Source organism: Shewanella septentrionalis, assembly GCF_025370265.1.
Lineage (GTDB): Bacteria > Pseudomonadota > Gammaproteobacteria > Enterobacterales > Shewanellaceae > Shewanella > Shewanella hafniensis.
This window is the reverse complement of the sequence record NZ_JAMTCC010000007.1, coordinates 13,919-38,651: the sequence shown is the minus strand read 5'-3', so window position 1 is coordinate 38,651 and position 24,733 is coordinate 13,919. Positions and strand designations below refer to the sequence as shown.

Annotated in this window: 20 protein-coding genes; 7 read left to right on the top strand and 13 right to left on the bottom strand. The window is 47.1% G+C overall.

Features of this window, described 5'->3' with window-relative positions:
* Positions 1-20 precede the first annotated feature (20 nt).
* Both NE536_RS05425 and NE536_RS05420 read left to right on the top strand, forming a co-directional pair.
* Positions 21-401, top strand: coding sequence for a hypothetical protein (locus NE536_RS05425; protein ID WP_261272043.1), 381 nt, complete (start codon positions 21-23; stop codon positions 399-401).
* A 337-nt stretch (positions 402-738) separates the two neighbouring features.
* Positions 739-1,944 carry an alpha/beta hydrolase gene (locus tag NE536_RS05420; RefSeq protein WP_261272042.1) on the top strand — a complete coding sequence of 402 codons (1,206 nt, stop codon included), beginning with the start codon at positions 739-741 and terminating at the stop codon, positions 1,942-1,944.
* 87 nt (positions 1,945-2,031) lie between these two features.
* On the opposite strand, the gene NE536_RS05415 is transcribed toward NE536_RS05420, so the two are convergent.
* The 4 genes from NE536_RS05415 to hldE form a co-directional block, all read right to left on the bottom strand.
* A complete protein-coding gene (locus NE536_RS05415) occupies positions 2,032-2,616 on the bottom strand; it encodes a hypothetical protein (RefSeq protein ID WP_115335400.1) in 585 nt (194 codons plus the stop codon).
* 156 nt (positions 2,617-2,772) lie between these two features.
* Complete coding sequence (locus NE536_RS05410; protein WP_006082899.1) at positions 2,773-3,252, bottom strand: TetR family transcriptional regulator; 480 nt, start codon at positions 3,250-3,252, stop codon at positions 2,773-2,775.
* A gap of 151 nt (positions 3,253-3,403) precedes the next feature.
* Positions 3,404-4,231 (bottom strand): hypothetical protein, encoded by an 828-nt coding sequence (locus NE536_RS05405; RefSeq protein ID WP_261272041.1) that lies wholly within the window; start codon positions 4,229-4,231, stop codon positions 3,404-3,406.
* Positions 4,228-5,658, bottom strand: coding sequence for a bifunctional D-glycero-beta-D-manno-heptose-7-phosphate kinase/D-glycero-beta-D-manno-heptose 1-phosphate adenylyltransferase HldE (hldE, locus tag NE536_RS05400; RefSeq protein WP_261272040.1), 1,431 nt, complete (start codon positions 5,656-5,658; stop codon positions 4,228-4,230). Before hldE ends, NE536_RS05405 begins: the two co-directional genes overlap by 4 nt.
* Positions 5,659-5,761: 103 nt before the next feature.
* On the opposite strand from hldE, the gene NE536_RS05395 reads away from it, so the two are divergent.
* Positions 5,762-6,688 carry an LpxL/LpxP family Kdo(2)-lipid IV(A) lauroyl/palmitoleoyl acyltransferase gene (locus tag NE536_RS05395; protein ID WP_220592122.1) on the top strand — a complete coding sequence of 309 codons (927 nt, stop codon included), beginning with the start codon at positions 5,762-5,764 and terminating at the stop codon, positions 6,686-6,688.
* 91 nt (positions 6,689-6,779) lie between these two features.
* Here the strand turns inward: NE536_RS05395 and NE536_RS05390 are convergent, their stop codons facing one another.
* Positions 6,780-8,510: a potassium/proton antiporter gene (locus tag NE536_RS05390; RefSeq protein ID WP_261272039.1), complete on the bottom strand. Its 1,731-nt coding sequence runs from the start codon at positions 8,508-8,510 to the stop codon at positions 6,780-6,782.
* A gap of 921 nt (positions 8,511-9,431) precedes the next feature.
* On the opposite strand from NE536_RS05390, the gene NE536_RS05385 reads away from it, so the two are divergent.
* Complete coding sequence (locus tag NE536_RS05385; protein WP_006085940.1) at positions 9,432-10,346, top strand: L,D-transpeptidase family protein; 915 nt, start codon at positions 9,432-9,434, stop codon at positions 10,344-10,346.
* A 94-nt stretch (positions 10,347-10,440) separates the two neighbouring features.
* Here the strand turns inward: NE536_RS05385 and NE536_RS05380 are convergent, their stop codons facing one another.
* The gene (locus tag NE536_RS05380) at positions 10,441-11,268 is read right to left on the bottom strand and encodes an N-acetyl-ornithine deacetylase (RefSeq protein ID WP_006082905.1); all 828 of its coding nucleotides are present in this window, start codon (positions 11,266-11,268) and stop codon (positions 10,441-10,443) included.
* A 217-nt stretch (positions 11,269-11,485) separates the two neighbouring features.
* On the opposite strand from NE536_RS05380, the gene NE536_RS05375 reads away from it, so the two are divergent.
* Positions 11,486-12,904: a M16 family metallopeptidase gene (locus tag NE536_RS05375; RefSeq protein WP_261272038.1), complete on the top strand. Its 1,419-nt coding sequence runs from the start codon at positions 11,486-11,488 to the stop codon at positions 12,902-12,904.
* Complete coding sequence (locus NE536_RS05370) at positions 12,901-14,532, top strand: M16 family metallopeptidase (protein ID WP_261272037.1); 1,632 nt, start codon at positions 12,901-12,903, stop codon at positions 14,530-14,532. The genes NE536_RS05375 and NE536_RS05370 overlap by 4 nt, the downstream gene beginning before the upstream one ends.
* A gap of 37 nt (positions 14,533-14,569) precedes the next feature.
* Here NE536_RS05370 and NE536_RS05365 read toward each other — a convergent pair whose 3' ends face one another.
* The 7 genes from NE536_RS05365 to NE536_RS05335 form a co-directional block, all read right to left on the bottom strand.
* Positions 14,570-15,250: a response regulator gene (locus NE536_RS05365; RefSeq protein ID WP_261272036.1), complete on the bottom strand. Its 681-nt coding sequence runs from the start codon at positions 15,248-15,250 to the stop codon at positions 14,570-14,572.
* 100 nt (positions 15,251-15,350) lie between these two features.
* Positions 15,351-16,964, bottom strand: coding sequence for an ATP-binding protein (locus NE536_RS05360; protein WP_261272035.1), 1,614 nt, complete (start codon positions 16,962-16,964; stop codon positions 15,351-15,353).
* A gap of 14 nt (positions 16,965-16,978) precedes the next feature.
* Positions 16,979-18,499 (bottom strand): tripartite tricarboxylate transporter permease, encoded by a 1,521-nt coding sequence (locus NE536_RS05355; protein ID WP_006082911.1) that lies wholly within the window; start codon positions 18,497-18,499, stop codon positions 16,979-16,981.
* Between the two features lie 2 nt (positions 18,500-18,501).
* Positions 18,502-18,969, bottom strand: a complete 468-nt coding sequence (locus NE536_RS05350; RefSeq protein ID WP_006085948.1) for a tripartite tricarboxylate transporter TctB family protein — start codon at positions 18,967-18,969, stop codon at positions 18,502-18,504.
* A 10-nt stretch (positions 18,970-18,979) separates the two neighbouring features.
* Positions 18,980-19,933 (bottom strand): tripartite tricarboxylate transporter substrate binding protein, encoded by a 954-nt coding sequence (locus NE536_RS05345; protein WP_259566408.1) that lies wholly within the window; start codon positions 19,931-19,933, stop codon positions 18,980-18,982.
* Positions 19,934-19,945: 12 nt separating this feature from the next.
* Positions 19,946-21,241 (bottom strand): OprO/OprP family phosphate-selective porin, encoded by a 1,296-nt coding sequence (locus tag NE536_RS05340; protein ID WP_261272034.1) that lies wholly within the window; start codon positions 21,239-21,241, stop codon positions 19,946-19,948.
* Between the two features lie 637 nt (positions 21,242-21,878).
* Positions 21,879-22,679 carry a bactofilin family protein gene (locus NE536_RS05335; RefSeq protein WP_261272033.1) on the bottom strand — a complete coding sequence of 267 codons (801 nt, stop codon included), beginning with the start codon at positions 22,677-22,679 and terminating at the stop codon, positions 21,879-21,881.
* A 282-nt stretch (positions 22,680-22,961) separates the two neighbouring features.
* On the opposite strand from NE536_RS05335, the gene zapE reads away from it, so the two are divergent.
* On the top strand, positions 22,962-24,281 hold the full coding sequence (zapE, locus tag NE536_RS05330) for a cell division protein ZapE (RefSeq protein ID WP_261272032.1): 1,320 nt from the start codon (positions 22,962-22,964) through the stop codon (positions 24,279-24,281).
* The last annotated feature ends 452 nt before the right edge of the window (positions 24,282-24,733 follow it).

Here is a 24,733-nt window from a genome sequence, read left to right as displayed (position 1 = left end):
CTATTTAAAGGAAAGAATGAATGTTGCTTGGACTGTTTATCCTGTCTGGCGTATTAATCAAAACCTCATTACTCGGGCTTGGCTGGATATCGATTGCCATCGGCCTCAGTGGGTATCTGTTTTGTCGCTGGTTTCATTTCAATTTGGATATCAAACTGATTGGGAAATTTAGACGCCTATTCATCACAGCTGCGGCTCTGCATCTTCTGGTCTATATCGGCTTAATCACTAAGCTTTTCCTTATAGACAGCTTAGAAGACTTGCCCACATTTCTGATAAGTCACTTAGTGTTTCACCACATCATCAGCGCCACTATTGCTGCCGTATTAATTTTTATGGCTATTGGTATTTATCTACTGCAACAAAAAATAAAAACGCCTTACCCGCAGCAACTTAGGTAAGGCGCTAAATGACCTAAGTGCCATTTAAGCCACAGTTAACCCGTTCACTCTGTTCTATTTTTACTTACAATTTATGCTGCCTGTGCACGCAGACTTATCTTTTCTATTTACGCTGGATCAGTTAAAACCATTCAGGGGAATCGATAATTTTCCTGCAAGTCTCTAAACATCCCCTAAACCATAACGTAGAAGATTCTCGATAGGCACCTCAGAATCACAAGGATCACCTCAATGGACTGCAAACTGAGATTATATTTAGCCCTTAGACACCAGATTAATCGCATCGCCTTGTTAGCGTGCCTCACCAGTTCAGGCTGAGAATAGTCCGACTCGCACAATGCCAGTATCCGAGAGAAGCAGCTTAGTTTATGGTCAAAGTTTTACCCATAACTCCAACCTATATAACGCCGAACGTCGCTATATGGTGGCGCTGCCTGAACGCTATCACGCGACCCAACGTCAGTATCCGGTGCTCTATATCATCGATGGAGATTTTCAATTTCGCCACGTATCAGCAGCGGTCAACAATCTCGCCCGCGTCGGTAAAATCCCACCAATGATAGTGGTCGGAATCGCATTACAAGGCCAAGCAGATTATATAAAAAGCACCACGTGGGCGGCAGAGGATAATCCAGAATATGGTGGTGCAGCTTTGTTGCAGAGTTATTTAGCTCAGGAGCTCATTCCTTTAATCAATCAGCAATTTCGCACTTCAGGTAACAATGCCTTGGCAGGATATTCTCTTGGGGGCTTATTCACCTTGTATAGCATGATGCAGCAGAATACGCCCTTTAACGCCTATCTTGCCATGAGCCCAAGCGTTTGGTTCGACAACTACAGCAGCAACGCCCTATTCACTCAATATCTCAAACAAAAACAGCAGGACAAATCTAAGCTGCCGCCCTTGTTTTTATCTGTAGCCAACGAACAAGGTATGGGCGTGGTGGAGATGGTCGATGCGATTAACCCCATAGCAAGCGAGTTAGTTGCAAATCAACAGTGGCGTTGGCGGTTCCAACAGTTTCCGGATGAAAACCACTACACTACAGCGATGCCTGCACTATTGGATGCTCTGGCTTTTCTTTCACCCCAGTATTTTATCGACCTTGATGAGCTAGTGAAATTGCCAAAGTACGCCGATGTATTCGATTTATTTGCCGCTAAACAACAAACTTGGGCAGGATTTCAACTCGAATGGTTACAGGCTTATACCTTCGCTAAATATGTGTTTATTTCAAAACAAGAAGAGCAAATTGATCAACTCCTAAAAGATGCCAAACAGCAATTACCAGCATCTTATACCGAATTATGTATTGGGCTCGCGAAAGTCTTTATTTATAAACAACAGGCTGATAAAGCGCAGCAAATATTACTCAGTGCAAAAACAGAAGGTGAGCTAAGCGCCGATTGGCAGCAACAGATGAGCCTAAGCTATGCCGCACTCGGTAATAAAGATGCTGCTCTAAAAGCACATCAACGCGCACTCTTCCTCGCGAAATCACAAGGTTTAGAAAGTTGGGAATGGTGGGAACTGGCACCTTAGCGCATGCAAATACTTCAAGCACTGTTAAAGGGCAAACGTGTCCTTTAACAGTGCTTAGCTAAGGCCAACATCGACTTTATAAATGGATTAATCTACAGCAATGTCGTTATCGTTAAGCTCTTTTGACAGGGTTTCATAATTCGTTTTAAGCTTCGGCAAAGTATCTTCTTGGATCTTACTCAGTACATTTTGCAGCAGGCCCTTACCGTAGGAAACACTGTAATGGCGAGTTTCAATATCGCTAATGATCTGCTCAGACTCTAAATAAAAACGACGAATATCGGACAAGATGTGGCTCGGCGTCTCTAGAGCATTGGCTGAATAGCGCATATTCTCCCAAACAAACAGTCCCATTTGCGGGTGCATTTTCACTAAACTATTACCGCTCACTGTTTCAACCGTGTCGACATAACGGCTCAAAGTCGCCACGTTGTCACTCACTTCATCATAGAGCGCGTGGCGCAGATGATAGTTGTTTTGCATATTACTTAAGTTATCGAACTTAATCGCCTGCGATAAACCTTCCTGCGCGGCTAAATACACCCCGACAACCGTCGCAATGATCATAAAGATCTGACTCACCCAAAAACTGGTTTTGATGAGCTCTGTATTATCGAGCTTGATGTTACGTTTGGGAGCCTCGGCGGCATTAGAGCTGGGTGTCATGTCCATATGTTTATCCTGTCAAATCAAGAGTAAAAGGCGGTATAACGCAATAGAGGGCATATCTTACACGACTAAAGAATGAGTTTCCTCAGTAAAAATCACGATTTTTACCTATAAAAAAGGAGCCATCAGGCTCCATTTTTATATTAATTGGTCAGTCTATTATGCAGCTTTTGCCACATCGAAATTGGACAACAACATCACAGCAGTACGGCCTAATAAGTGGTTGATCGTGCGATCGCCCGCTAAGCCTAACTCAGCAATCGCTTGCTGACGTGCTGTGCTCACCGCTCTAAAGAGGGTGATTTCATTGTTGGCACCACCACAAAGACTAAAGAACAGTCTCAATACTGCGCGGTAATGTTCTTCCTGCATTGCCTGCATCCACGATGTTTCTAATGCCTCTTGGCTAGAAAAATCCAGAGCCGCAACAAATAGATTGCCGATACGGCTATCTAAACGAACGAGAAAATCGCTCTTGCGTGGAAAATGGTGACTAATACCTGTGCGGCTAATACCCGTTGCTTCAGATAACGTAGTATAAGACATAGTCTCAAAGCCGATAGTCAAAATTTGTCTTAACGCTTCATCCATAATCTGATTTATGGTTTGCTCAGTTTGTACTCGCGAGCGCTTAGCCATAGTAAAGTCTCCCCTCTTTTTTTTAGGGGGAAAGCTTACCAAAGCCGCTCAGGGATTACTGCTGTTCACTCGGCTGCAACCAGCGTATTTCGCTTTTGTTCAGCTAGGGTTCAGTTTAAAACAGGCCTAAACGCCGATTCCGTTAACACCATCATAACATTGAATTTTGTACCAACCAGTTATGCGCTTTTTCCTCACCCATGAGTAAAACGAAGGTAGGTTGTAGATAGTGTCCAAGATCGGCTTTTCGCCAAAATAGATATTCAGGAAGGGGTTGCAACACACTCGTGCCAAAAGTCCGTTGCATTAAGCTCGAATACTCGCCTAATAACCTCGGCTCTAATTGCTTAGCTTTAGGATAAAAATCCGCCAGAAAATCCCGATAATCGGCGAATCTCGCCACTTGAGCCACTTCGTAGTGACGCAACACTTGTATCAACATGGGTGAACTCCAATGCGACAAGTATTGCTGACTTGTTAACGCATCAAGGTTTCGTCTATGGTATTGCTGCCACGCCAAGGCAAAATCACCTCGCTCCCGCGCGACACGCCAAACCAGATAGATATCGGCTAGCCATTCATGCTGATATGCGCTCAATTGAGTCGGTAACACTGTACCTTGCAGGGCAAGGTTCTCCAAATGACCAAGCTCATGCCATAGGGTTAATTGCGGCTGTTCGAGCAAAGGTAATTGATAAGTCACGAGATCGACACTGGCTAACTGCACTTGCGGCGTCAGCAACTCATTGACTAAGACTAGGCCTGCAATCTTATTGTCATCGACGGGCATGACCATGGCACTTCTGCGGCCTAAATCGCGCTTAAATTGATCTAGCGTGGCGGGCAGCTGCGCCAACACTTGCTTAGGCAATAATGCCAAGCAAGTGCCAAGCTCTGGTAAAGGGCAAATCAAAGCCTGCTTATCGGCAATGGGCGTCCAAGACAAGCTAGATGCGAATACCAGAGCAACTAAGCTCACTGATTAGCCATGATATTTTGAATAATGGCCGTTGTTGAAATACCATCCTCAAAGCCCAGCACTTGCACTTGACCACCGGCGGCAATCACTTCAGCGCCGCCTGCGATATCTTCAAGCTTATAGTCGCCGCCTTTAACCAGTAGATTTGGCAGCAATCGAGTAATGATGCGCTGCGGCGTATCTTCACTAAAAGGCACCACCCAATCGACAGAAGCTAAGCCCGCTAACACGGCCATACGACGATCCACCTGATTGACCGGACGACCATCACCCTTTAGGCGTTTAACCGAGGCATCATCATTTACCGCGACGATCAAACGATCGCCCAAAGCTTTCGCCTGTTTAAGATAGCTCACGTGGCCCGCATGTAAAATATCAAAGCAACCATTAGTCATCACCACACGTTCACCGCGTAATTTGGCTTGCTCTAAGGCGTAGGCCAGTTGATCTTCACTCACCACCCCAAAACCCGATTCTCCATGGTGCAAAGCTAAGGCTTCGATAAGCTCAATGCGGCTCACGGTAGAAGTGCCAAGTTTACCGACCACCACGCCAGCAGCGGTGTTCGCAATCGCACAAGCTTGCGGTAAATCGGCGCCCGCGGCTAATGAGGTTGCTAAGGCCGAAATCACAGTATCGCCAGCCCCCGTCACATCATAGACTTCACGGGCAACGGTAGGAATGTGCAACTCAGGCGCATTAGCGGTCACTAAGGTCATACCCTTTTCAGAGCGGGTGACTAAGATGGCATCAAAATGATGTTGCTTAAGTAAGCCACGGGCTTTTTCCAGCAGATCCGCTTCTGAGGTCACAGTGCCCACAACAGCCTCAAACTCGCTCATATTCGGGGTGATCAACGACGCGCCCTGATAACGACCAAAGTCACTGCCCTTAGGATCGACTAACACCGTCACACCTTTTGAACGCGCTAAAGCAATAAAATCTCGCGGCTGATCGATAGCGCCCTTGGCATAATCTGACAACACCACCACATCGACGGAATCGAGTAAGGCCTCAGATTGCTTGAGCAAACGCACACTATCGGCATTGTCAAAAGCTTCTTCGAAATCGAGGCGGATCAACTGCTGATTACGTGATAACACCCGCAGCTTAGTGATGGTTGGCTTGTCTGCAATGGTTAACCACTGGGGTTCAACCCCTAAGGTTTGCACGCCGAGCGTTAGGGCGTTGGCGGTATCGTCTTGACCGACGAGCCCTGCAAGTTGGACTTGACCACCTAAGGTCGCGATATTGAGCGCCACGTTGGCCGCGCCGCCGGGTCTGTCTTCGACTTGATTAATCTTCACCACAGGTACGGGGGCCTCGGGGGAGATACGACCCGTAGGGCCAACCCAATAGCGGTCTAACATCACATCGCCGACGACTAACACTCTGGCTTTTTCAAATGCTGGCAGAGAAACCTTCATAGTGCTCTTATCTTTATGCAGAAATTAAACCGTGATTGTACCTAATTTTCAGTAAAAATTGAGTTAGAATAAGCAGTAATTTTCAAAAGTAGTGAGTATTTTTGTGGTCGAGAAAGCCGAGTTTTCATCTTCTTTATATCATCCTAAGCATTGGCCCATGTGGTTTGGCGTATTTTTAATGCGCTTAACTCAGCTTCTACCGCTCTCTTGGCAGATGAAACTGGGTAAAGGTTTAGGTCGCTTAGTGATGAAATTTGCTGGCAGTCGCACTCATACGGCGCGCCGTAACTTGGCCCTTTGCTTCCCTGAAATGTCAGAAGCACAGCGAGAAACCCTGCTCAAGCGTAACTTTGAAGAAACGGGCAAAGCCATTTTCGATACCATCAATGCATGGTGGTGGTCCGATGAAAAAGTGCAGCAGCACATGAGCATCACAGGTAAAGAACACGTGCAAGACACTCTCGATGCTGGCCACGGCGTTATCCTGTTTGCAGTGCATTGTTTACCGCTGGAAATGGGCGCACGTATCTTCGGCCAATTCCAACCCGGCGTGGGAGTTTATCGCCCACACAACAATCCTGTGATGGAATACCTCCAAGTTAAAGGCCGTTTACGCTCGAATAAAGGGCTTGTTTCTAAACGCGACTTACGCCAAATGGTGCGTTGCCTGCGTAATCCCGATGTGATTTGGTACACGGCCGATCAAGACTTTGGCCGCTCCAGCGCGGTATTTATTCCGTTTTATGCCATGCCAGATGCGGCAACCATTACGGGTGCCACCACATTAGCCAAACTCGGCAAAGCCAAAGTCTTGCCCTTTTTTGTGGAACGTACCGAAGGCGATGAGGGCTATCGGATTGAAGTGATGCCACCGCTGGATAATTTCCCCGGTGAAGATGAATTAGCCGATGCTATTCGCGGTAACAAGATTATCGAATCCATCATAGATAAAAACCGCGCCCAATATATGTGGTTACATCGCCGCTTTAAGACCCGTCCCGATCCAACGGACAAATCTTTATATCAGTAACTCATTCAGTTTTTAAATACAAAAAATGCCAGCAAATACGCTGGCATTTTTATGGTGACTTTCGATGGTAAGGACCATCTAGCACATAGAATTAGAGCGCATTCTCAGTCGGTAAACGAATACCCACGTTAGTGACTTTGCCTTCATACAGCCCCGCCACCACCCAATGCAACGACTGCCATTGGAACTGATCGCCCAGCACAGGGTTTGCACCAAGCTGTGACACCACCAGATCGGCAACTGTCATATCGTCAGCGAGATTATTTAAACTCAAGCCATAAATTGGTGCGAGATCTGCAAGCTTAACATCTGTTTCAATAAAGAAATCACCGAAGAAACGTTGTACTTCTTTATTTTCAGGCGCTTGGCTAAAGAGGTTACTTAAGGCTTCTAAACTTTTCTCCTGACCCAGCACACAGAGTATATCTCCCGCTTCGAGGCGAGTACTGCCCGACGGATGCAGTAAAGTGTCATTCCTAAATACCGCCGCAATCCGTGTTCCATCAGGCATAGCTAAGCGTTTTAGCGGCTCACCAATGCACCACTTACTTTCACTCAAACGATAGACAAACACTTCCCATTCGCTGCTCGGGTAAATTTCAACTCCCGAACGCGAAACGGGCAACGGCTTTGGGGGCAGTTCCACCTTAGCTAAACGCGCCGCAGTGGTCAAAGACGCACCTTGAACCAGTAACGATACTAATACGACGAAGAAGGCTAAGTTGAAGTACAACTGAGCGCCCGGTAAGCCCGCCATCATAGGGAACACCGCCAAGATGATAGGTACAGCACCGCGTAATCCTACCCACGAAATAAACCAGCGGTCGCGACTGCTGAAGCTCTTAAAGGGCAATAAACTGATCCACACAGCGACAGGACGAGCGAATAGAATCATCCCAAATGCCAGTGCAAAACCTGGGATCAGGATATCGACTAAATCTGAAGGGGTAAGCAATAACCCTAATACCAAGAACATACCGATTTGGCTGACCCAAGTCATGCCATCAAGTACGTTTAAAATCGCATGGCGACCACGAGTCGGCTTATTGCCGAGGAAAAGCCCGACTAAGTAAATCGATAAAATGCCACTGCCGCCGAGTTTGTTAGACGCAGCATAAATAATCAGACCACCGCTTAAGACTAAAATAGAGTACAGGCCGTCGGCTAATTTGCTCAAATTAACCAGCTTCCACAGCATCCAGCCGCCGCCTAAACCTAAGCAAATACCCAGACCAAATTGCTTAATAAAGCTGATAAACATAAAGCTGAAGGACATCTCAGTGTCCACATTGGCGAGAATCGCAATCAGCGTCACGGTTAAAAACACCGCCATAGGGTCGTTACTACCAGACTCGATTTCTAAGGTTGCCCCAACCCGCTCGTTGAGACTGCGCCCTTTCAATAAGGAGAATACCGCGGCGGCATCGGTTGAGCCCACAATCGCGCCCACCAGCAAACCTTGCAACCAATGCAAGTCAAACAGCCATGCGGCCATCATGCCAGTGATACTGGTTGTGATAGCGACGCCAAAGGTCGCTAGCGATAAAGCAGGCCATAGTGCCACCCTAAAACTGGCGACACGGGTACGCATTCCACCATCGAGTAAGATGATAGCTAGCGCTAAGTTACTGACTAAATAAGCGGTGGAATAATCATCAAACAATATTCCGCCAGGGCCATCTTCACCGGCCAAAATACCCACGGCGAGGAAGATCAAAAGAATCGGGATACCCAAACGGGAAGACATGGGACTGAGTAAAACACTCACTGCAGTTAGCAAGGCGCCAATCAGAAAAAAACTATTGATGGAATTTGCATCCACAAACGCCTCCTTATACAGGTTGTTTAGTTAAACGATAGACAAATCACCGAGGTTAAAAATGACTCAACTTACAATTTTATGATTTTATATTAGCACAAAAATAGCGAATTATTGGAGAGTTAAATATTAAATTTCAATCATCTACATAGAAAACGCCATAAATGTAACTTTGCATTAACCTTGAGATAAAGGCTAACGTAAAACCTAAAGAACCGCAGAACATTTTCACACGACTTATAAAAATTAAAATAAATAAATATCAGACAGTTAAAAATAACAAACTAAACGTAAACTTAAATCATTCAAGCAAAATTAAGCTCATAAACCTGTATAAACTAGGGTTATCATAGTGAATTCAGTACCAGACAAAACAATGTCGACTGAAACGGCGAATATTCGAACATCACCCTCAAGCCAATTGTTTTCACTCCATTTATCCGACAATCGGCTCAGCTAGGCGGACTTTGTCAGGTTGAGCATCACCCCCGTTAGAAAAGTACTTTAAAAAAGTCTCGCAAACGCTGTTTCGCAAAACCCATCAATTCAGCCACCCTTAATTCGCCATCAAAGAAGACACTATGCATAACGCCAATATTTTAGACTGAGCGATCACCATAGAAGCGTTGCAACACAGCAGCTTAGATCAGGGATTTGCAGCACATAGGGCAATTGTACAGACACAGGTTTTAACGATAAGCCGAAATACTGACAATCTTAGTCGCCGAGGAAAACCGTTAAAACAAAAATTAAGCGATAAATACGCTGTACGGATCATATTTCAGTTGAAATAATGTCCAAAATAAGGAAGGATGCGAGCTTCGCGCGCCAGTGCATTTTGCTCGTCAAATTGCCGCTCTCGTTTTAAGAGAGAAAGCTGCGTTAAACACGCTTTTTTATTAACAGGAATCGTAGTATCCGCTTATGAGTATGCTTCGCACCACAGCTTTATTATTGACTTTGGTTTTCCCTAGTCTGTCCGCTTTAGCAACGGAATATCCTTTACCAGCCGCCCAAAGCAGGCTAATTGGCGAGAACCAGTATTATACGGTTCCAGAGGGTAAACACACTCTCGAAGATATTGCAGCCAAATACCAGCTCGGTCTCAGTAACTTACTCGAAGCTAACCCAGGTGTAGATCCATTTCTGCCAAAACCAGGTAGCCAACTGTTAATTCCATTACAACTGATCCTGCCTAACGCTCCCCGTGAAGGCATAGTGATCAACGTGGCTGAAATGCGTTTGTACTACTATCCAAAAGGCAAAAAGACAGTTGAAGTCCTGCCTATTGGTATTGGCCAGATTGGTAAAGACACGCCAGAAAACTGGGTAACCTCAGTACAACGTAAGCGTGCCAATCCAACTTGGACACCGACACCACGCATTCGTAAAGAATATGCTGCTAAGGGTGAAATCCTGCCAGCAGTATGGCCAGCGGGTCCAGACAACCCTATGGGACTGTATGCGCTGTATATCGGTAATTTGTATGCGATTCACGGTACTAACGCGAGTTTCGGTATAGGTTTACGTGTGAGCCAAGGTTGCGTGCGTTTACGCCATGAAGATATCGAGCATCTATTCAAGACTGTACCTGTGGGCACCCGCGTACAATTCGTGAACCAGCCGATTAAAGCAACTGAAGAGCCAGACGGTAAGCGCTACTTAGCCGTGCATCAACCTCTGTCTCGCACTGTGGCTGAGTTTGAATCCAATGAGCCAGTCGCGATTTCATTACCTAGAGATATCGCCAAGTTTATCGCTAAAGCTGACACAAATTCTTCTGTGATCAAAAAGCTGCTCGATGAGCGTACCGGTGTGCCAATGCGAATTAATCAATAATTCACTGGCAAATATCACCTAAAAAAATACCCGCTATCAGCGGGTATTTTTTTGTCATTTATTAGATGATTAAACACCTAATAGAATAACAAGATCAATCACATAAAGGTGCACATAGGGCTAAGAAGTGAGTCATAGCAGCACTGTTTGCCAATACGCGTTGGTCGAAGTTTTGCAGCGCTGGTGTTTCGGTACAAGCACCCACACGGGCACCGCTTCGCACTAAACACGCTTCAAACGACGTATCGAAGTGATTGAAGATCAAGCCATCCTTCACAGGACACGCATCAATCTCGCCATCCACAGCAATCGGGAAATAACCGCCTAAGGTATCGCGCAAATCGAGGCTAAAGCGTCCTGGCACTTGGCTTGGCTCAAAAGAATACACATAGGCTTCACGGCTCAAGACATCTTCGTGGCAAGTTAAAATACCGTCACGGCAAGCGGCAATCAGTAACTGCGCATGATCTAACAACAACTTACCTTCCACCGACGTATGTTCGTTGGCTTTAGGTTTACCATTCTCAAATACAAAACCGCGATTTGGATTTTCACCGTATTTGTTAAATCTATGGCCGCGGCTGAATCCGGTTGGATTAACGAGGGGCAATAAACTCAAGTTCACCCGTTCAAATAGGTCTGCTGAAGCTTCACTCAAAAAATGCAGCAAACCCCAAGGGCCAGCAGATTCTTCGCCATGAAATCCTGCGCTGATCAATAAAGAAGGTAAGCCTGACTTAGCGGCGGGAGACTGATACAAGCTAACCTTGTATTTACCAACTTCACCCAAATTCTTCTCAACCATGCCCAAACGGGTCATTTCCTGCTCAAGCAGCAGATAAAAATTATCAATATCAGTGCTTTCACAGTTAAAAATATCGCTTTTCCACTGAAAGGATTCGAACGGGGATCTGCTTACCATATCTTGTACTTATGCCAGAAAAAGAACTGTGCCATCATAGCAGTTCTTTTTAAAAACTGAATGCTATTCAACTGATTTCGATGAAATCCGAGCAGTCGCTAACCACATCGCAATCGGTATCGATACCTGTTGATGGGTTAATCGCCACTTAGTAACGGCATTCAGCTTCGATGAGTTATTTAACGAATTCAAAAAATATGCTCGGCAGGATGCACTTATGAGAACTCACATCGTCTTTTTTATCGCCCTTGCGACCAGTGCTTTTAGCAATTCGCTGCTGGCACAATGTCGCGCCGAGTATAATGCACAAGCCTTATACGCGCTCGAAGCAAACCTAAAAACCTACACACTCGAAAATGGCTTGACGGTGCGGTTACTGCCCATGGCTGATAAACAGACAGTCACAATCGCCAGCCAATTTAATTTAGGCGCCCGCAACGAAGCTGAGGGCCAAAGCGGTTATGCCCATCTGTTTGAGCACATGTTATTTAAGGGCAGCGAAAATGCCCCCGGCGATACCTATGCCCAGCAGCTCAGTGCCTTAGGTGCACGTTTTAATGCCAGCACACATTTTGACTACACCAATTACTATGTGACGCTGCCAAGCCCAGCATTAGAACTGGGGTTGTATCTCGAAGCCGACCGCTTTATCCGTCCAAGCCTTAATGCCACTACCGTTAAAAATCAGCAGGAAACCGTACTGCAGGAAATGGCGCAAACCATAGATAATCAGCCCTATGTCCGCAGCGCGATGGCGTTCTTACTCGACCAAGTGCAAGGCACGCCCTACGGCCACGGTATTATTGGTAGTCACGAAGATATCTTGCAAGCCACACCTGAAAGCCTAACCGCCTTTCACCGTGCTTATTATCGCCCCGATGCGATGCAGCTTTCCCTTGTCGGCAAGTTAAGCCCACAAACCCTGCAATGGATTGAGCAAAATTTTGCGACTTGGCCTAAACCTGCGACGACTGAGCCTAGATTTACTGAGTTGAACATCCAGCCTAAACAAGTGCATGCTGAGTTAGTCGATGAGCGCGGACCTTGGCCTGGATTACTGCTCGCTTGGCATACCGTAGGTAAAAATCATCCCGATGCGGCGGCGATTCAACTGCTCGAAGGCTATTTATTTCAAAATACCGCCAGTGCAATTACTAAAATGAGCCAGCATAATCCCGCGCAGATGCTCAGTTATTCCCTGCCCTTTGAGTTAGAAAATCATGGGATTGCCAATATTGTCTTGGTTCCTCGCGCTCGCACTTCACTCGATGCCTTAGTGGAAAAAGTACTCGGACTTGTCGCACAAACACAGCAAGAGACTCTGGATGAAACCAGCCTGTGCGCACTTAAACAAGTGTGGTTAAACAATCGATTACAACAACTCAGTGACACCCAAGCATTAGCCACGCAGCTTTCGGCGACCTCTGTTCAAGATAAAGACCATCCCTTTAGCGCGCAGTGGCAGCGGATCAATGCTGTCACGGCAGGCGATATCCAAAGAGTCGCAAAACAGTATTTTACTCAAAACTATGTACGGGTCGACCTACTGCCACCTTGGTATATTCGCTGGGGAAAAACGCTGCTGGAATGGCTGCCTGGTGATATGAGCGACAGCCTAGAGGATGCGGTATTATGATGAACCTAACTCCTGTAACTCATAGACGACCTAAACAACTACAAAGCTTATTGTGCTGCGTTATGGCGTTATTACTGAGTGCCTGCCAGCAAACACAAATAGTCTTTACGCCGACTGAACCGCCAAGCTTAGCCAGCTTTGAAATACCCTATCCACTAGACAATCATTTACCCGAAAGCGGTGTCATCATCCCCGCAACGGATCCAATGTTTAGCGATGAAGTGCATACCGAGTTGGATTTACCCTATCAGTTACATAGACTTGCTTCAGTGCAAAGCACTCATGCTCTAAGCAGTAACAGTATAAGTAACAGGGTCAGTTTAGCGGCGATAAGTCCGCAGGCTCCCTTCAATAATCCCAATATTTTACAGATTGCCTTGCAAGAGAAAGCCCGCGCACTGGCCATTCATCTCGCAGATCCCTGCCTTGAGACCTTCGGTATTCGCGTCAGCTTGCATAGCATAAATCTAAGCCTCACCTGCCCCGACGATGTTAATCATATCTTCGGCTTGCTAGTGCAATTTTGGCAGCCCAATACCTTTGTTGATGCGACAACCGCCCCCGTCGATATTGACAATATTCGCCGCCAACTCAAGCTCAATAAGCACTTGAATGCCTTTAGTGGCGCCGAGATAGATAAACTGTGGCGCGAAAAGCTACTCGGACCTGAACATCCTTACAATAAAGTGCTCAATAATAATGAGCTGTTCGATTCACTTAATCTGAATCAACTGCAACAGATCCAGCAGCAGGCGGTATCACAAGCACAATGGCATCTGTTTCTACCCAATATACAGGCTAAAAACGCCGAATTTAATCTTCAAGCCAGCATAAAACTGTGGCCTCTGTTGACGACATCCTTTCCTAAGTCGTCACCGCAAGCCGATAAGCTAGAAACAACCACACCTAAGCAAACCAAGAAGATTTACCTTATCGATGCGCCGGGCAGTGTGCAAACTCAAGTCCGACTAGGCTATCGCATAGACTATCGCATAGACTATCGCATAGACCATTCCATAAATCATGCCATAGGTCATACCGTTGATAGTGAGTTAGGCGATATGTCCGAGACGAGTCAACTCAGTTCACAGGAAGTCGCCTTAAGCTGTCGTAGTTTGTCCGCGCTGATGGGGCGCAGTTTTTCGGGCAGACTCTATTATGATTTGCGGGAAAAACGCGGTCTCACCTATGGCATTTACGGCCAGTGCGCCAATGCACCACTGTCCAGTAGCATCAAGTTTTACGGCAGTACAGCCATAAAACATACGGGCGCGTTTGTGGTGGGCATACTCGATCACCTCGCGCTCGTTAAAACCCAAAGTGCCAGCCAAGGCGAAATCGATGCACTTAAAACCTATTTGATGGGTGAGGATGTGCTCAGCCAAGACAGCAGCATTCAGCGTGAAAACCAATATCTCCAACAACTTTCGACAGGATTAACTCAAGTTGATGTGCAAAAGCTGAATGCAGAGTTGCAGGCGCTAACGTCAAAAAGGCTGCAGCAGTTAGCCAACGGGGCGTTTAGCGGTGAGCCATTGATTATCTTGCGGGGCGATATCGATAAAATAATCCCAGACTTAACCTCTAAGCTGCCAGAGTGGCAGCTTGAGAGGGTCAAGGTGGACTAAATTATGAAAGCTGAAAGCTGAAAGCTGAATAGTAAGACTAGCGCACTCTGTGGTAGCAACGTTCGGGGCGGCCGATAGAACCATAACTCTGATCCGCCGCCAGCTCATTGCATTCCAGCAAAAACTCTAAATAACGCCGCGCGGTAGAACGGCTAACGCCTAGCTTTTCACCCACCATTTGCGCCGTGAGTTTATCCTGCGGCTTAGCATCAAACACTTCGCGGATTTTCTGTAGGGTCAATTGGTCGACCCCCTTTGGCAAACGAGCAGCAGCCTTGGTCGTCCCTGTCGGCACTTCCATAAAGGCATCGACTACGGATTGAGTCAGCTCTTCGGTGGCAGAAAGTTTGAGCTGGCGGCTCTCAAATCGACTCAGGGCTTGGTCTAACCGGCTCAAGAGTACAGGTTTCACCAAAAAATCGAACACGCCCAGCTGCATGGCTTTTTCTAAAATCTGCACTTCCTTGGCCGCAGTGAGCAATACCACTTCGCTGCGGATCCCTTGGCTGCGTAATTCTGCCAGTAAATTCAAACCATTACCGTCGGGTAAATACACGTCTAGCAGTAAGAGGTCCGGCGTGATGGCGCCCAATAAAGACCGCGCGGTACTGATATCGCTAGCCATGCCAATCACTTTATAACGATTGGTCGAGAACAAATATTGCGCGACCAAATGGGCAACTTCGACTTCATCCTCAACGAGGATCACTGTATGCATTAAACAATACCTACTTCAGGCAGAAGTTCAGGAAACAAATACGGCGCGGTTAACTCAGCAACACGCGCAACTTGGTCCGCAACAATCATGACGGTATGCATTAAACGGTACCTACTTCAGGTAAAGGTTTAGTGGGAATATACACAGAAAAACGCGCGCCACCTAAATCTGAGTCGGCAAACTCTAAGCTGCCATGGCAGGCACACAGGTAAGTATTAACGATATACATGCCCACACCGTGCTGCGCCCCCTGCTTAGAGCTGTAATCTGGATCGAATATCGTGCTGTACTCGGTTTTAGAAATCCCATCGCCACTGTCTTCCACATCAAAAATCAGGTTAGAGGCGGTTTCATCTAAGGTCACGACCACGCGGCGGGGCTTATGATTGTTCGCCCTGTGCACGGCCTCAATGGCATTATCGATAAGATTGCCCATAATCGACACCATCCGCTCTAGCATAATGGCGTCTTGAACATCGCTAAGTTGACTATCTGGGCTGATTTGAAACTCAATATTGAGCTCTTTCGCCTTGTGATACTTACCCAAGAGTAATCCCGCGATCGTCGGCTCATGGATTTGCGACAGTAATAAATGGATTTGAGCCTGCCAACCTTGGCTTTCTTGGCCAATAAATTCGACCGCTTTGTCGTAGGCTTTGAGCTGTAATAATGCGCCTAGGGTATGGAGTTTATTCGAGTAATCATGTGTTTGCACTCTGAGCATTTCGGCAAACTCTTGTACTTTTGCCAGTTGTTGGCTCAAGCGTTCAATCTCATCGGCGGGGCGCATCGTCAGCAGCAAGCCATCATTTTGATCCCGCACCTGAAACGGCACCCGCGACATCACCAGCCATTGCTCATTGGCAAATAACTCGAATCCCCTGATGGTTTTGTTTTGGTTCGTCAGTAGAAAATCGGCGTGCTGCGGCAATAAATCACTCAGCATCAGAGTATTAGGTTGGCAGGTCGGAGATAAGGCTAAGATCTCCCGCGCCCTTTGGTTCAACTTGCGGATACGGCCATCGGCATCCAATGCCACCACACCCATTCGCACTGTGTTAAGAATCGCGTCTTGCTCGACGAATAAACGTCCAATTTCAGCAGGTTGCAAGCCGAACAACATTTCCCGCACTTGCCGTCCCATCCAAAAAGCCACCAGTACGCCCATCAGTAACACTCCTAGGACTGTCATGATGATTTCAGGAATACGTTTATCGATTAACGCGCCCACGGACTGGCTCAAAAAGCCCACGGAAACCAAGCCGATAATCTGGCTTTGCTCGTCAAACACTGGCACTTTACCGCGAATAGAGCGACCTAAACTGCCCTGCGCCTCGGAGATATAAGACTCCCCTTCTAATGCCGCTTGGCTGTCACCGCCCTCCATCTTCTTGCCAATTTTATCTGAATCTGGGTGCACGATACGGTATTTATGGGTATCGCCCACCACGATAAAATCGGCCTTAGACGCTAGGCGTATCCCCTCTATCGCGGCCAATAATTGGGGGCTCGAATGCCCCGTTTGCAAAACGGTAATCACATCGGCCCGTGTCGCGACCGCATGTGCCAGCCCTAATGCCTTAGCGCCCGATTGCTCAGTAATACTGCGGCTCAAAATTTGATAGCTGATGCCGCCAAATAAGGCGCACAGCAACAAACTCAGGCAAGTTACCCCACTGATTAACCAGGTTTCTAAGCGTTTAGGGCGTCTCATTAGCGTACCTTTACTTAAGAGGCTTTCGCCAATTTATCACTACGATGACTACGAATAAAACCGATCAAGGGCACAGCCAGCATAGCAATTGCCACAATCAAGATAGTCAGCGTCAGCGGGCGTTCCCACAGGAAGCTCAAAGAACCATCGGAAGCGATCATAGCACGGCGGAAGTTACGCTCAATCATATCACCGAGGATGAAGCCCAGTAGCAGCGGCGCCATTGGGAATGCCAGCAAACGCAGCACCACAGCGACAATCGCAAAACCTATCATCAAGAACAGATCGAAAGTATTAAACGAGACTAAATACACCCCAATCAAACTGAAGAACAGGATCATCACAGTCAGAATCGACTTAGGCAAAGCCAGCACTTTGGCAAAATAAGGGATCAGCGGTAAATTCAGTACCAGCAGAATAATATTGCCAAAATACATAGAGATAATCACAGACCAAAACACGTCTGGACGCTCCTGCATCAACATAGGGCCTGGTTGAATACCATAAGCAATCAATGCACCGAGCATGATGGCCGTGGTACCCGACCCCGGAATACCCAAAGTTAATAAGGGGACAAATGAGCCAGTACAGGCCGCATTATTAGCCGACTCAGGCGCCGCAACACCGCGAATCGAGCCCTTACCGAACTCATCGCGTTTCGCGCCGCGGGATAAATTACGCTCAGTGCCGTAGGCCATAAAGCTGGCAATGGTTGCACCTGCGCCCGGTAATACCCCAATCAAGAAACCGAAAATCGACGAGCGACCAATCACAGGCGCTATCTCTTTCACTTCCTCTTTGGTTAAGCGAGTGCTACCAATGGGCTGCGCCGAAAAATTGATGTTTTCGGTCGCCTTAGGCGGCTTAATCACATTCATTAACGCTTCCGACAGGGCAAAAGTTGCCATAGCGATTAACAGAAAACTGATGCCATCGAGTAAATCTGGCTGACCGAAAGTGAAACGTTCCATCCCCGAGAAAGGATCGATCCCCACTGACGAGAGCAACAAACCTAAGTGAGTCATCATCATAGCCTTGAGGAAATCGCCACGATTCGAAAACGCCGCGATGGCCGTCAAACCGAGGAACATCAAGACCACATAATCGCCCGATTGAAAGCTCAGTGATACTTGCGCTAGTAGCGGCGCCGCGACCATCAACATGATGGCGCCGATAGTGCCGCCGGTAAACGAAGCATAGGCGGCAATCGCTAATGCTTTGCCCGCCATGCCTTTTTGCGCCATCGGATAACCGTCGAATGACGTCGCAACCGTTCCCGCTACGCCCGGTGCGTTGATCAAAATTGACGATGTCGACCCACCAAAAATAGCGCCGTAGTACACGCCCGCCATTAAGATCATCCCTGAACTGGGGCCAATGCTGTAAGTCACTGGGATCATCAGAGCGATAGCTGTGATCGGCCCTAATCCCGGCAGCATACCGATCACAGTACCGACCAAGCAGCCTAAGACCACATACATGAGGTTTTGCAATTCAAACGCGGTCGATAGACCAATAAACATTGCATCGAACATAGTTAACTCCAAAGAGAACCTGAGGCCAAGTAGATACCTAAGACTTGCGTCATCAACACCCAGAACACCAACACCACGGGCACAGAGGCGAGCAGCAAAATCTTAAAGCGGCGCTCTCCCATCAACCAAAATCCAGCGACCAAAAACAATAAAGTAGCGACAACAAACCCCAACGGTTCGAGTCCGGCGGCATACAAGACCATCAGCACAATCAGCGCCGCGGTTTGTTGTAAGGCGGCTTTCGTCAGCAGCGCCCCTCGCTGTTGAACCGTGTTTCCTTTCAGCAAGACGGCAACCAGTGAAAACAGACTAAACATCAGCCCCATGGCAGCATAAATCTTCGGCATAGTGGAAGATGTCACGACTTCAAATTCTTCAAACGGCAATAAGGGAATTTGCCATGCCAGCACGCCATATCCGGTAAACACGGCGACAAATAGCAGGGAACCAAGCAGATCACGATTCAACATCTGTCACTCCTTACTTAATAAAGCCCAGTTGCAACATAGTGGCTTTAAGCTGTTGCTCCTGTGCTTCCAATGATTTAATGAACTCGGCTTGGGGTTCAAACAGATTGATCCAACCATTACGGGCACGCACTTGTTCCCATTCAGGCGTCTTAATCAGCGCCGCAAACTTGGCCACATACTCATCAACTTTGGCTTTAGGCGTATCAGGCGCCGCAAAAAAACCGCGCCAGTTAGTAAACGTCATGTCATAACCGAGTGATTTAATCGTCGGAACCTCTGGATGCTCGGCAACGATTTCAGGTGCTGTCATCGCAAGGATCCGCCCTTGACCACTGCCTGCAATTTCTAACGCTTCACTGAATCCCGTCGACAATAAATCGACTTCGCCCGAGAGTAAGCCAGCCTTAGCTTGACCGCCCGCATCGTAGGGAACATAACGTAAACGCCCGCCATCTAAGCCCGCCGCAGCAATCGCTTGCGCCGCAACTAAGTGATCCATACTGCCGCGCGCTGAGCCGCCAGCGATATTGAATTTTTGTGGATCCGCCTTAAAGGCCGCCAACACGTCGTCCCAGGTTTTCAACGGTGAATCGTTACGCACCACAAAGGCACCGTAATCGGCGACTATGCCTGCAACCGGCGTTAAATCACGATAACTAAACGGGATTTGTCCTGAAAGTGCACGGAGCACAATCGGAGTCGAGTTAACCAGTAAAATATCGCCCTGTTTGTTTTTCGATTTGATCATAGAAGCAATCGCACGACCGCCACCGCCACCCGAGAGGTTCTCAAAAGAGGCATTACCATCGATTTTCGACTTCACTAAGGCTTCACCGACGCCGCGCGCCGTAGTATCCCAACCACCGCCTGGACCGCCAGGAATGATAAAGTGGATATCAGCACTCGCCATGCCAGAGGCACCAAGTAACAGCGCACTCATGACTAAAGATTTCATTTTCAACATGATTCATTACTCCTAAAACACGTATTGCAAACGGGCAGCAAAGGCATCACCCACATCTTCATTGCCGACTAAGGCAATCGTGCCTGCGCCATCGACGGTAGAATGGATATAGTTAGCCATCACTTTGATTTTGGGATTAAAGTAGTAAGACACGCCTAAGGTATAGGTCTGAGCCCGAGTGCCTTGAGCTTGAGTGCCTTGGAAGTCGGAGCTTGCATCCACGCTAGAAAAACGTGCCGCCAATTCCCATGCATCGGTTACGCCCTTAGGCTGGGAAAACACCGCGCTGCCCTTGGAATAGCTGCGCTGTTCGCCCGTTAAGAAATAACTCGCCTGCAGGTAATACGCCTGATAACGCTCACCATCGAGCACTGACTGAGGATCTTGGGTGTTTAAACTGCGCTGGGCGTATTCGCCCTGCAACAACAAGGCATTATGTTGAAATGCCAGCTCTAAACCCGCTTGGTTTAGATGATCAATCGCCGCCGTTTCACCACCAGCGACATAGTTAATCAGGCGAGTATTCGTCTCGCGCAGTTCACCGCGAGCAAAGCTGGCAGACAAGTCATCGCCGCCCATTTGGCGCGCCGAGTACCACAAGCCCGCATGCAGCACTTGGCCCGGTTCTTTAGCCTGTGACCAAGTCACTCGCGAGCTCAGGGCATAGTTCAAATCATCGGTTTCATCTTTGCCATCACTACCAAAGGCATCGTTTTTATAAACACCCAAGGCGTAACGTAAACCTGTGCTGGGGAAATATTGATAGGCAGAAACACCCCAGCGGAAGTACGGCGACATAGTATCGGCAAGGCTAGAACGTTCAATCAGCGCAATGTGATTACTGCTGGTGAGCGCATCGAGGCTGATATCCTCACGCAACTTACCAAATTGCAGTTTAGGGCCATTCTCAAAACCCGAATAACGCATCCGAGCCATGACGATTTCAGCGGTATTTTCAGCAAATTCAAGCAACAGCTTGTAATCCCAATCCTGTAATTCGCCTTCAACAAAGGTACGGACTCGGCGAGGGAAAATATCCTGCGCGCTACTGCCGTTATGTTCGGCGTTATAGGCACCATTGAAGAGGTTGTAATCGAGTTGAATGCGCCCCCCTATCTCAAAAGCTGGCGCGCTAGGCTTAGATGGAGTCGCAGTGGCATTCGCTGCCTGCTGTTGTTTTAGCTGGTTAACTTCTTGAGTCAATTGGGTGAGTTGTGCTTGAAGCTCTTGTGACGTTAAGTCTTGCGCATGCGCAAAACCAGTAAAAGCCACAGCGGTTGCCGCGGCAAGTAAGGTCAATCTAGGCATCAATGCCTCCTGTATTGCAGTCTGCCATTCCCTGTGGGAATGCCTGTGTTATTAGAATTGTGTCAGGTCTGTGACGGACTACTTCCTCGCCCAGAGGATGAAATGTATCGTTAACATTTCGTTAAAGATATTTAACGCACTTAATCTTCATTAAGGGACTTAAGGTGACTAAAAATCATAAAGTTCATAAACAAAATGAACTTAACTCAAGGGAAACGGCTTGAAGGGCACAAAACAGGTAAAAATGAGAGATAACTCAATGAAAATATGACAGGAATATTAGCGGACACTGAATGTTAACAGATGAGTGAAATCACAGAGAAATAGGACGAATCTGCTCTTTAGAGGTTAAACCAAGCATAGAAGCCACTCATGAAAGCAAAGCGCCGTTAAGCGCCTCAGAGGGAACTTGCACCAATACTTGAAGGGATATTGAGCAGGATATTGGGCGATAAGCATTAGCAACTATATGCAGATAACACTGGTCGAGCAAAAAACTAAATGCTCGAGCCAAGGATGCGAGTACCTATTTATTCAAGCTAATTTATTCAAGCTAATTTATTCAAGCTAATTTATTCAAGCTAATTTATTCGAGCTAATTGATTCAAGCTAATAAATTCGAGCTTTCGCTTAGCAATCAGAGCTTATTACCTGCATTCTCGCTGGTGGGCGTGGCGCCATTATCCCCCTGCGCCATCTGTGCATGGCCTTGTTCCATCTGCTGTAAATCTTCCATCGCCGAATCCTGCGATAAAGCCAGCGGATCGGGTTCTGCGGATAACGCCGCCGTATTGTCGGCATTCGCGGTATCTGGCGCAATCGTTTGTTCAGTCAGTAATGGATTAGTAGCCTTTGCCGCATCTAGCCCTTGAGCCACAGGAGACACCTCAGTGTTGAGCGGGCTATCACTCACAGGTAACCAGTCACGCAATTGTTCGGGTCCAAAACTAAAGCCCAAGGCGATGACGACCGTTGCCGCAGCAACATACAACCAAGGGCGAATCGCCCGATTATCGCCTCTTAATGAGCCATTTTCACTGGCATATAAGTGCGCATCCGAGCGTTGAGCTGCTGGCGCGATAGCTTTTAGCATGTCAGGCAAGGCATCAAGCTCGGGACCTTTAATGCGCTGACCAATAAACTGGCCGCCTTCGTAAATCTCCATCTGATGGCTGGCAACTTCACCGTCAACCACACCAGAACTGGTAATAATCAACTTATTACAACAGACTCGACCACTAAATACGCCACACACCCGCAACTCATCACAGCTGACTTCACCGGAGATCTCGCCGCCAAGTTCGATCTTAATTTGTCCCGCTGAGCCAATATTGCCCTGCAATTTACCTGCAATTAATGCCGTGCTCTCTAACTGGATGTCACCCTCAATCGAGGTTTGCGCACTGATAAAAGTAATGCCATTGCCTTTGCTAGCCATAGGATTCATTCCATATCATTATTTTTGTGACAAAGATGTTAAGGCAAAAGTCCTCGAGAATAAAGCACTGGTTTCGTTTAGTATTTGTCCTAAGCCTCAGAGCGGGATTTAAGTCACGCCAGCGACTATGTTACCCTGAGTATCTTGCCATATGGCTCCCGATCACTGAGTTATGAGTAGCATGATGCCTCGCAAAGTGAGTGATGATACCCTACTAAATCAACGCTAAAGCACACACTGACTGCAGCAAACACCTAAAACAACCGCCAACGAGACCCCGACATGGCTCATTCAAACTTCGCTAGCTCGCAATCGATAACACCAATGATGACGCCACTGGAAGTGTATCGCGCCAAAGTGAGTGAAAATCTAGTTGATGATCCCGCGCAGCAACAGGCGGTGTTAGCGCTCGATATGCTATTTAAGCAGTTGATACCACAAGCCAATTCAGCACGCCTGTCCCAATCACAATCCATCAAAGGCTTGTATCTGTGGGGCGATGTCGGTCGCGGTAAAACCTTTCTGATGGATTTGTTTTTCGATTGCTTGCCAAGTGAAAGCAAGTTAAGACTGCATTTCCACCGTTTTATGGCGCGGATACACAATGCATTACGCGAGCATTCGGGTAAACGAGACCCGTTAACTCTGATTGCTAAAAATCTCGCGAAAGAATGCAAGGTGCTGTGTTTCGATGAGTTTTTTGTCTCAGACATTGGCGATGCCATGATACTCGCAGGGCTATTTGAGTGCCTATTCGAACAAGGTGTAGTGCTGGTCGCGACCTCTAATATTCCTATTGAGCGCTTATATGAGAACGGCTTAGCGAGACACAGATTTTTACCTTGCATCCAATTGCTGCAAACGCACACGCAAATGTTGCATCTCAATGGTAACCAAGACCACAGGATGCACGCCATCAATGCTTTATTAAACAATCAGATTGGCATTGATAGCGCTGAAATGAGTACCTCGATTTCCCGCAATATCGGCATTACCGGAACACTCGATTTTGAGCAGATTTTTAACAAGCTAATGAATAAGTTAACGCCAAATGCCCCCAGTATGAGCGCAATTAGCATTAGTGATACTGGTATTTGCGATTCTAACGTTAGTGATAGCAGAATCAGCAATGCTAGCCTCACCATCTGCAAACGTGAAATCCCAGTGATCCGCGCCGCTTTAGAGCCCACAGACAACGCCGTTGCTTGGTTCGACTTTTATGCCCTGTGTGATGGCCCGAGATCCCAACTCGATTACATCGAAATCGCCAGTCGATTTAAGATCTTAATGGTGAGCGGTGTTCCTAAACTGGGCGGCGAAGTGAAAGGCTGGATCCGTGCCCGCGGCACGGAGGACGGCACTGGTGAAAACCAAGCCGCAGCCACGGGCGAGCGCAAACTCTCCTACGCCGCCAACGATGACCCAGCGCGACGTTTTATCAGCTTAATTGATGAGTTGTACGATCAAAATGTCAGTCTCTATCTCAGCTGCGACGTGCCACTGAGCGAACTCTACCAAGGTGGTGCACTCAGTTTTGAATTCCGCCGCACCTACAGCCGATTAATAGAAATGAGCCGGCATGAATTACCGCAAAACAATTGATTATTTATCGCTTCGCATAAATAAGAAAAGAGATAAGAAAAGAGACAAGAAATAAGCACCAATCGTTTACGTCTCATTTATCCATTTATTATCGAACAATTCTGATCACAAGAAATAAAAACGCTTAAAGGAACAGTCGATTACAAAGGTTTTATACAAAAAGAATACTAACGGTTTGAATACTCTCTTTAAATGCTGATATTAAACATAAAGCTAACGACCTAAATTGCTTTATTAGAGCCTGATTAAACCAGCAAAAAATTCACTTTAACTATCTAAAATTAAAATTGTAATCACGTTCATACCTTTATTCAAACTGACCTGACTCTAATCGATAGTCGAAATAAAACCACAGACATCATCACACTCAATTGGGCAATACAGTTTGCTAACGCCAATATTTAAGGTACGGTATAACTTAGTTTAAGTTTTACTAATTTACGGCCAGTCGC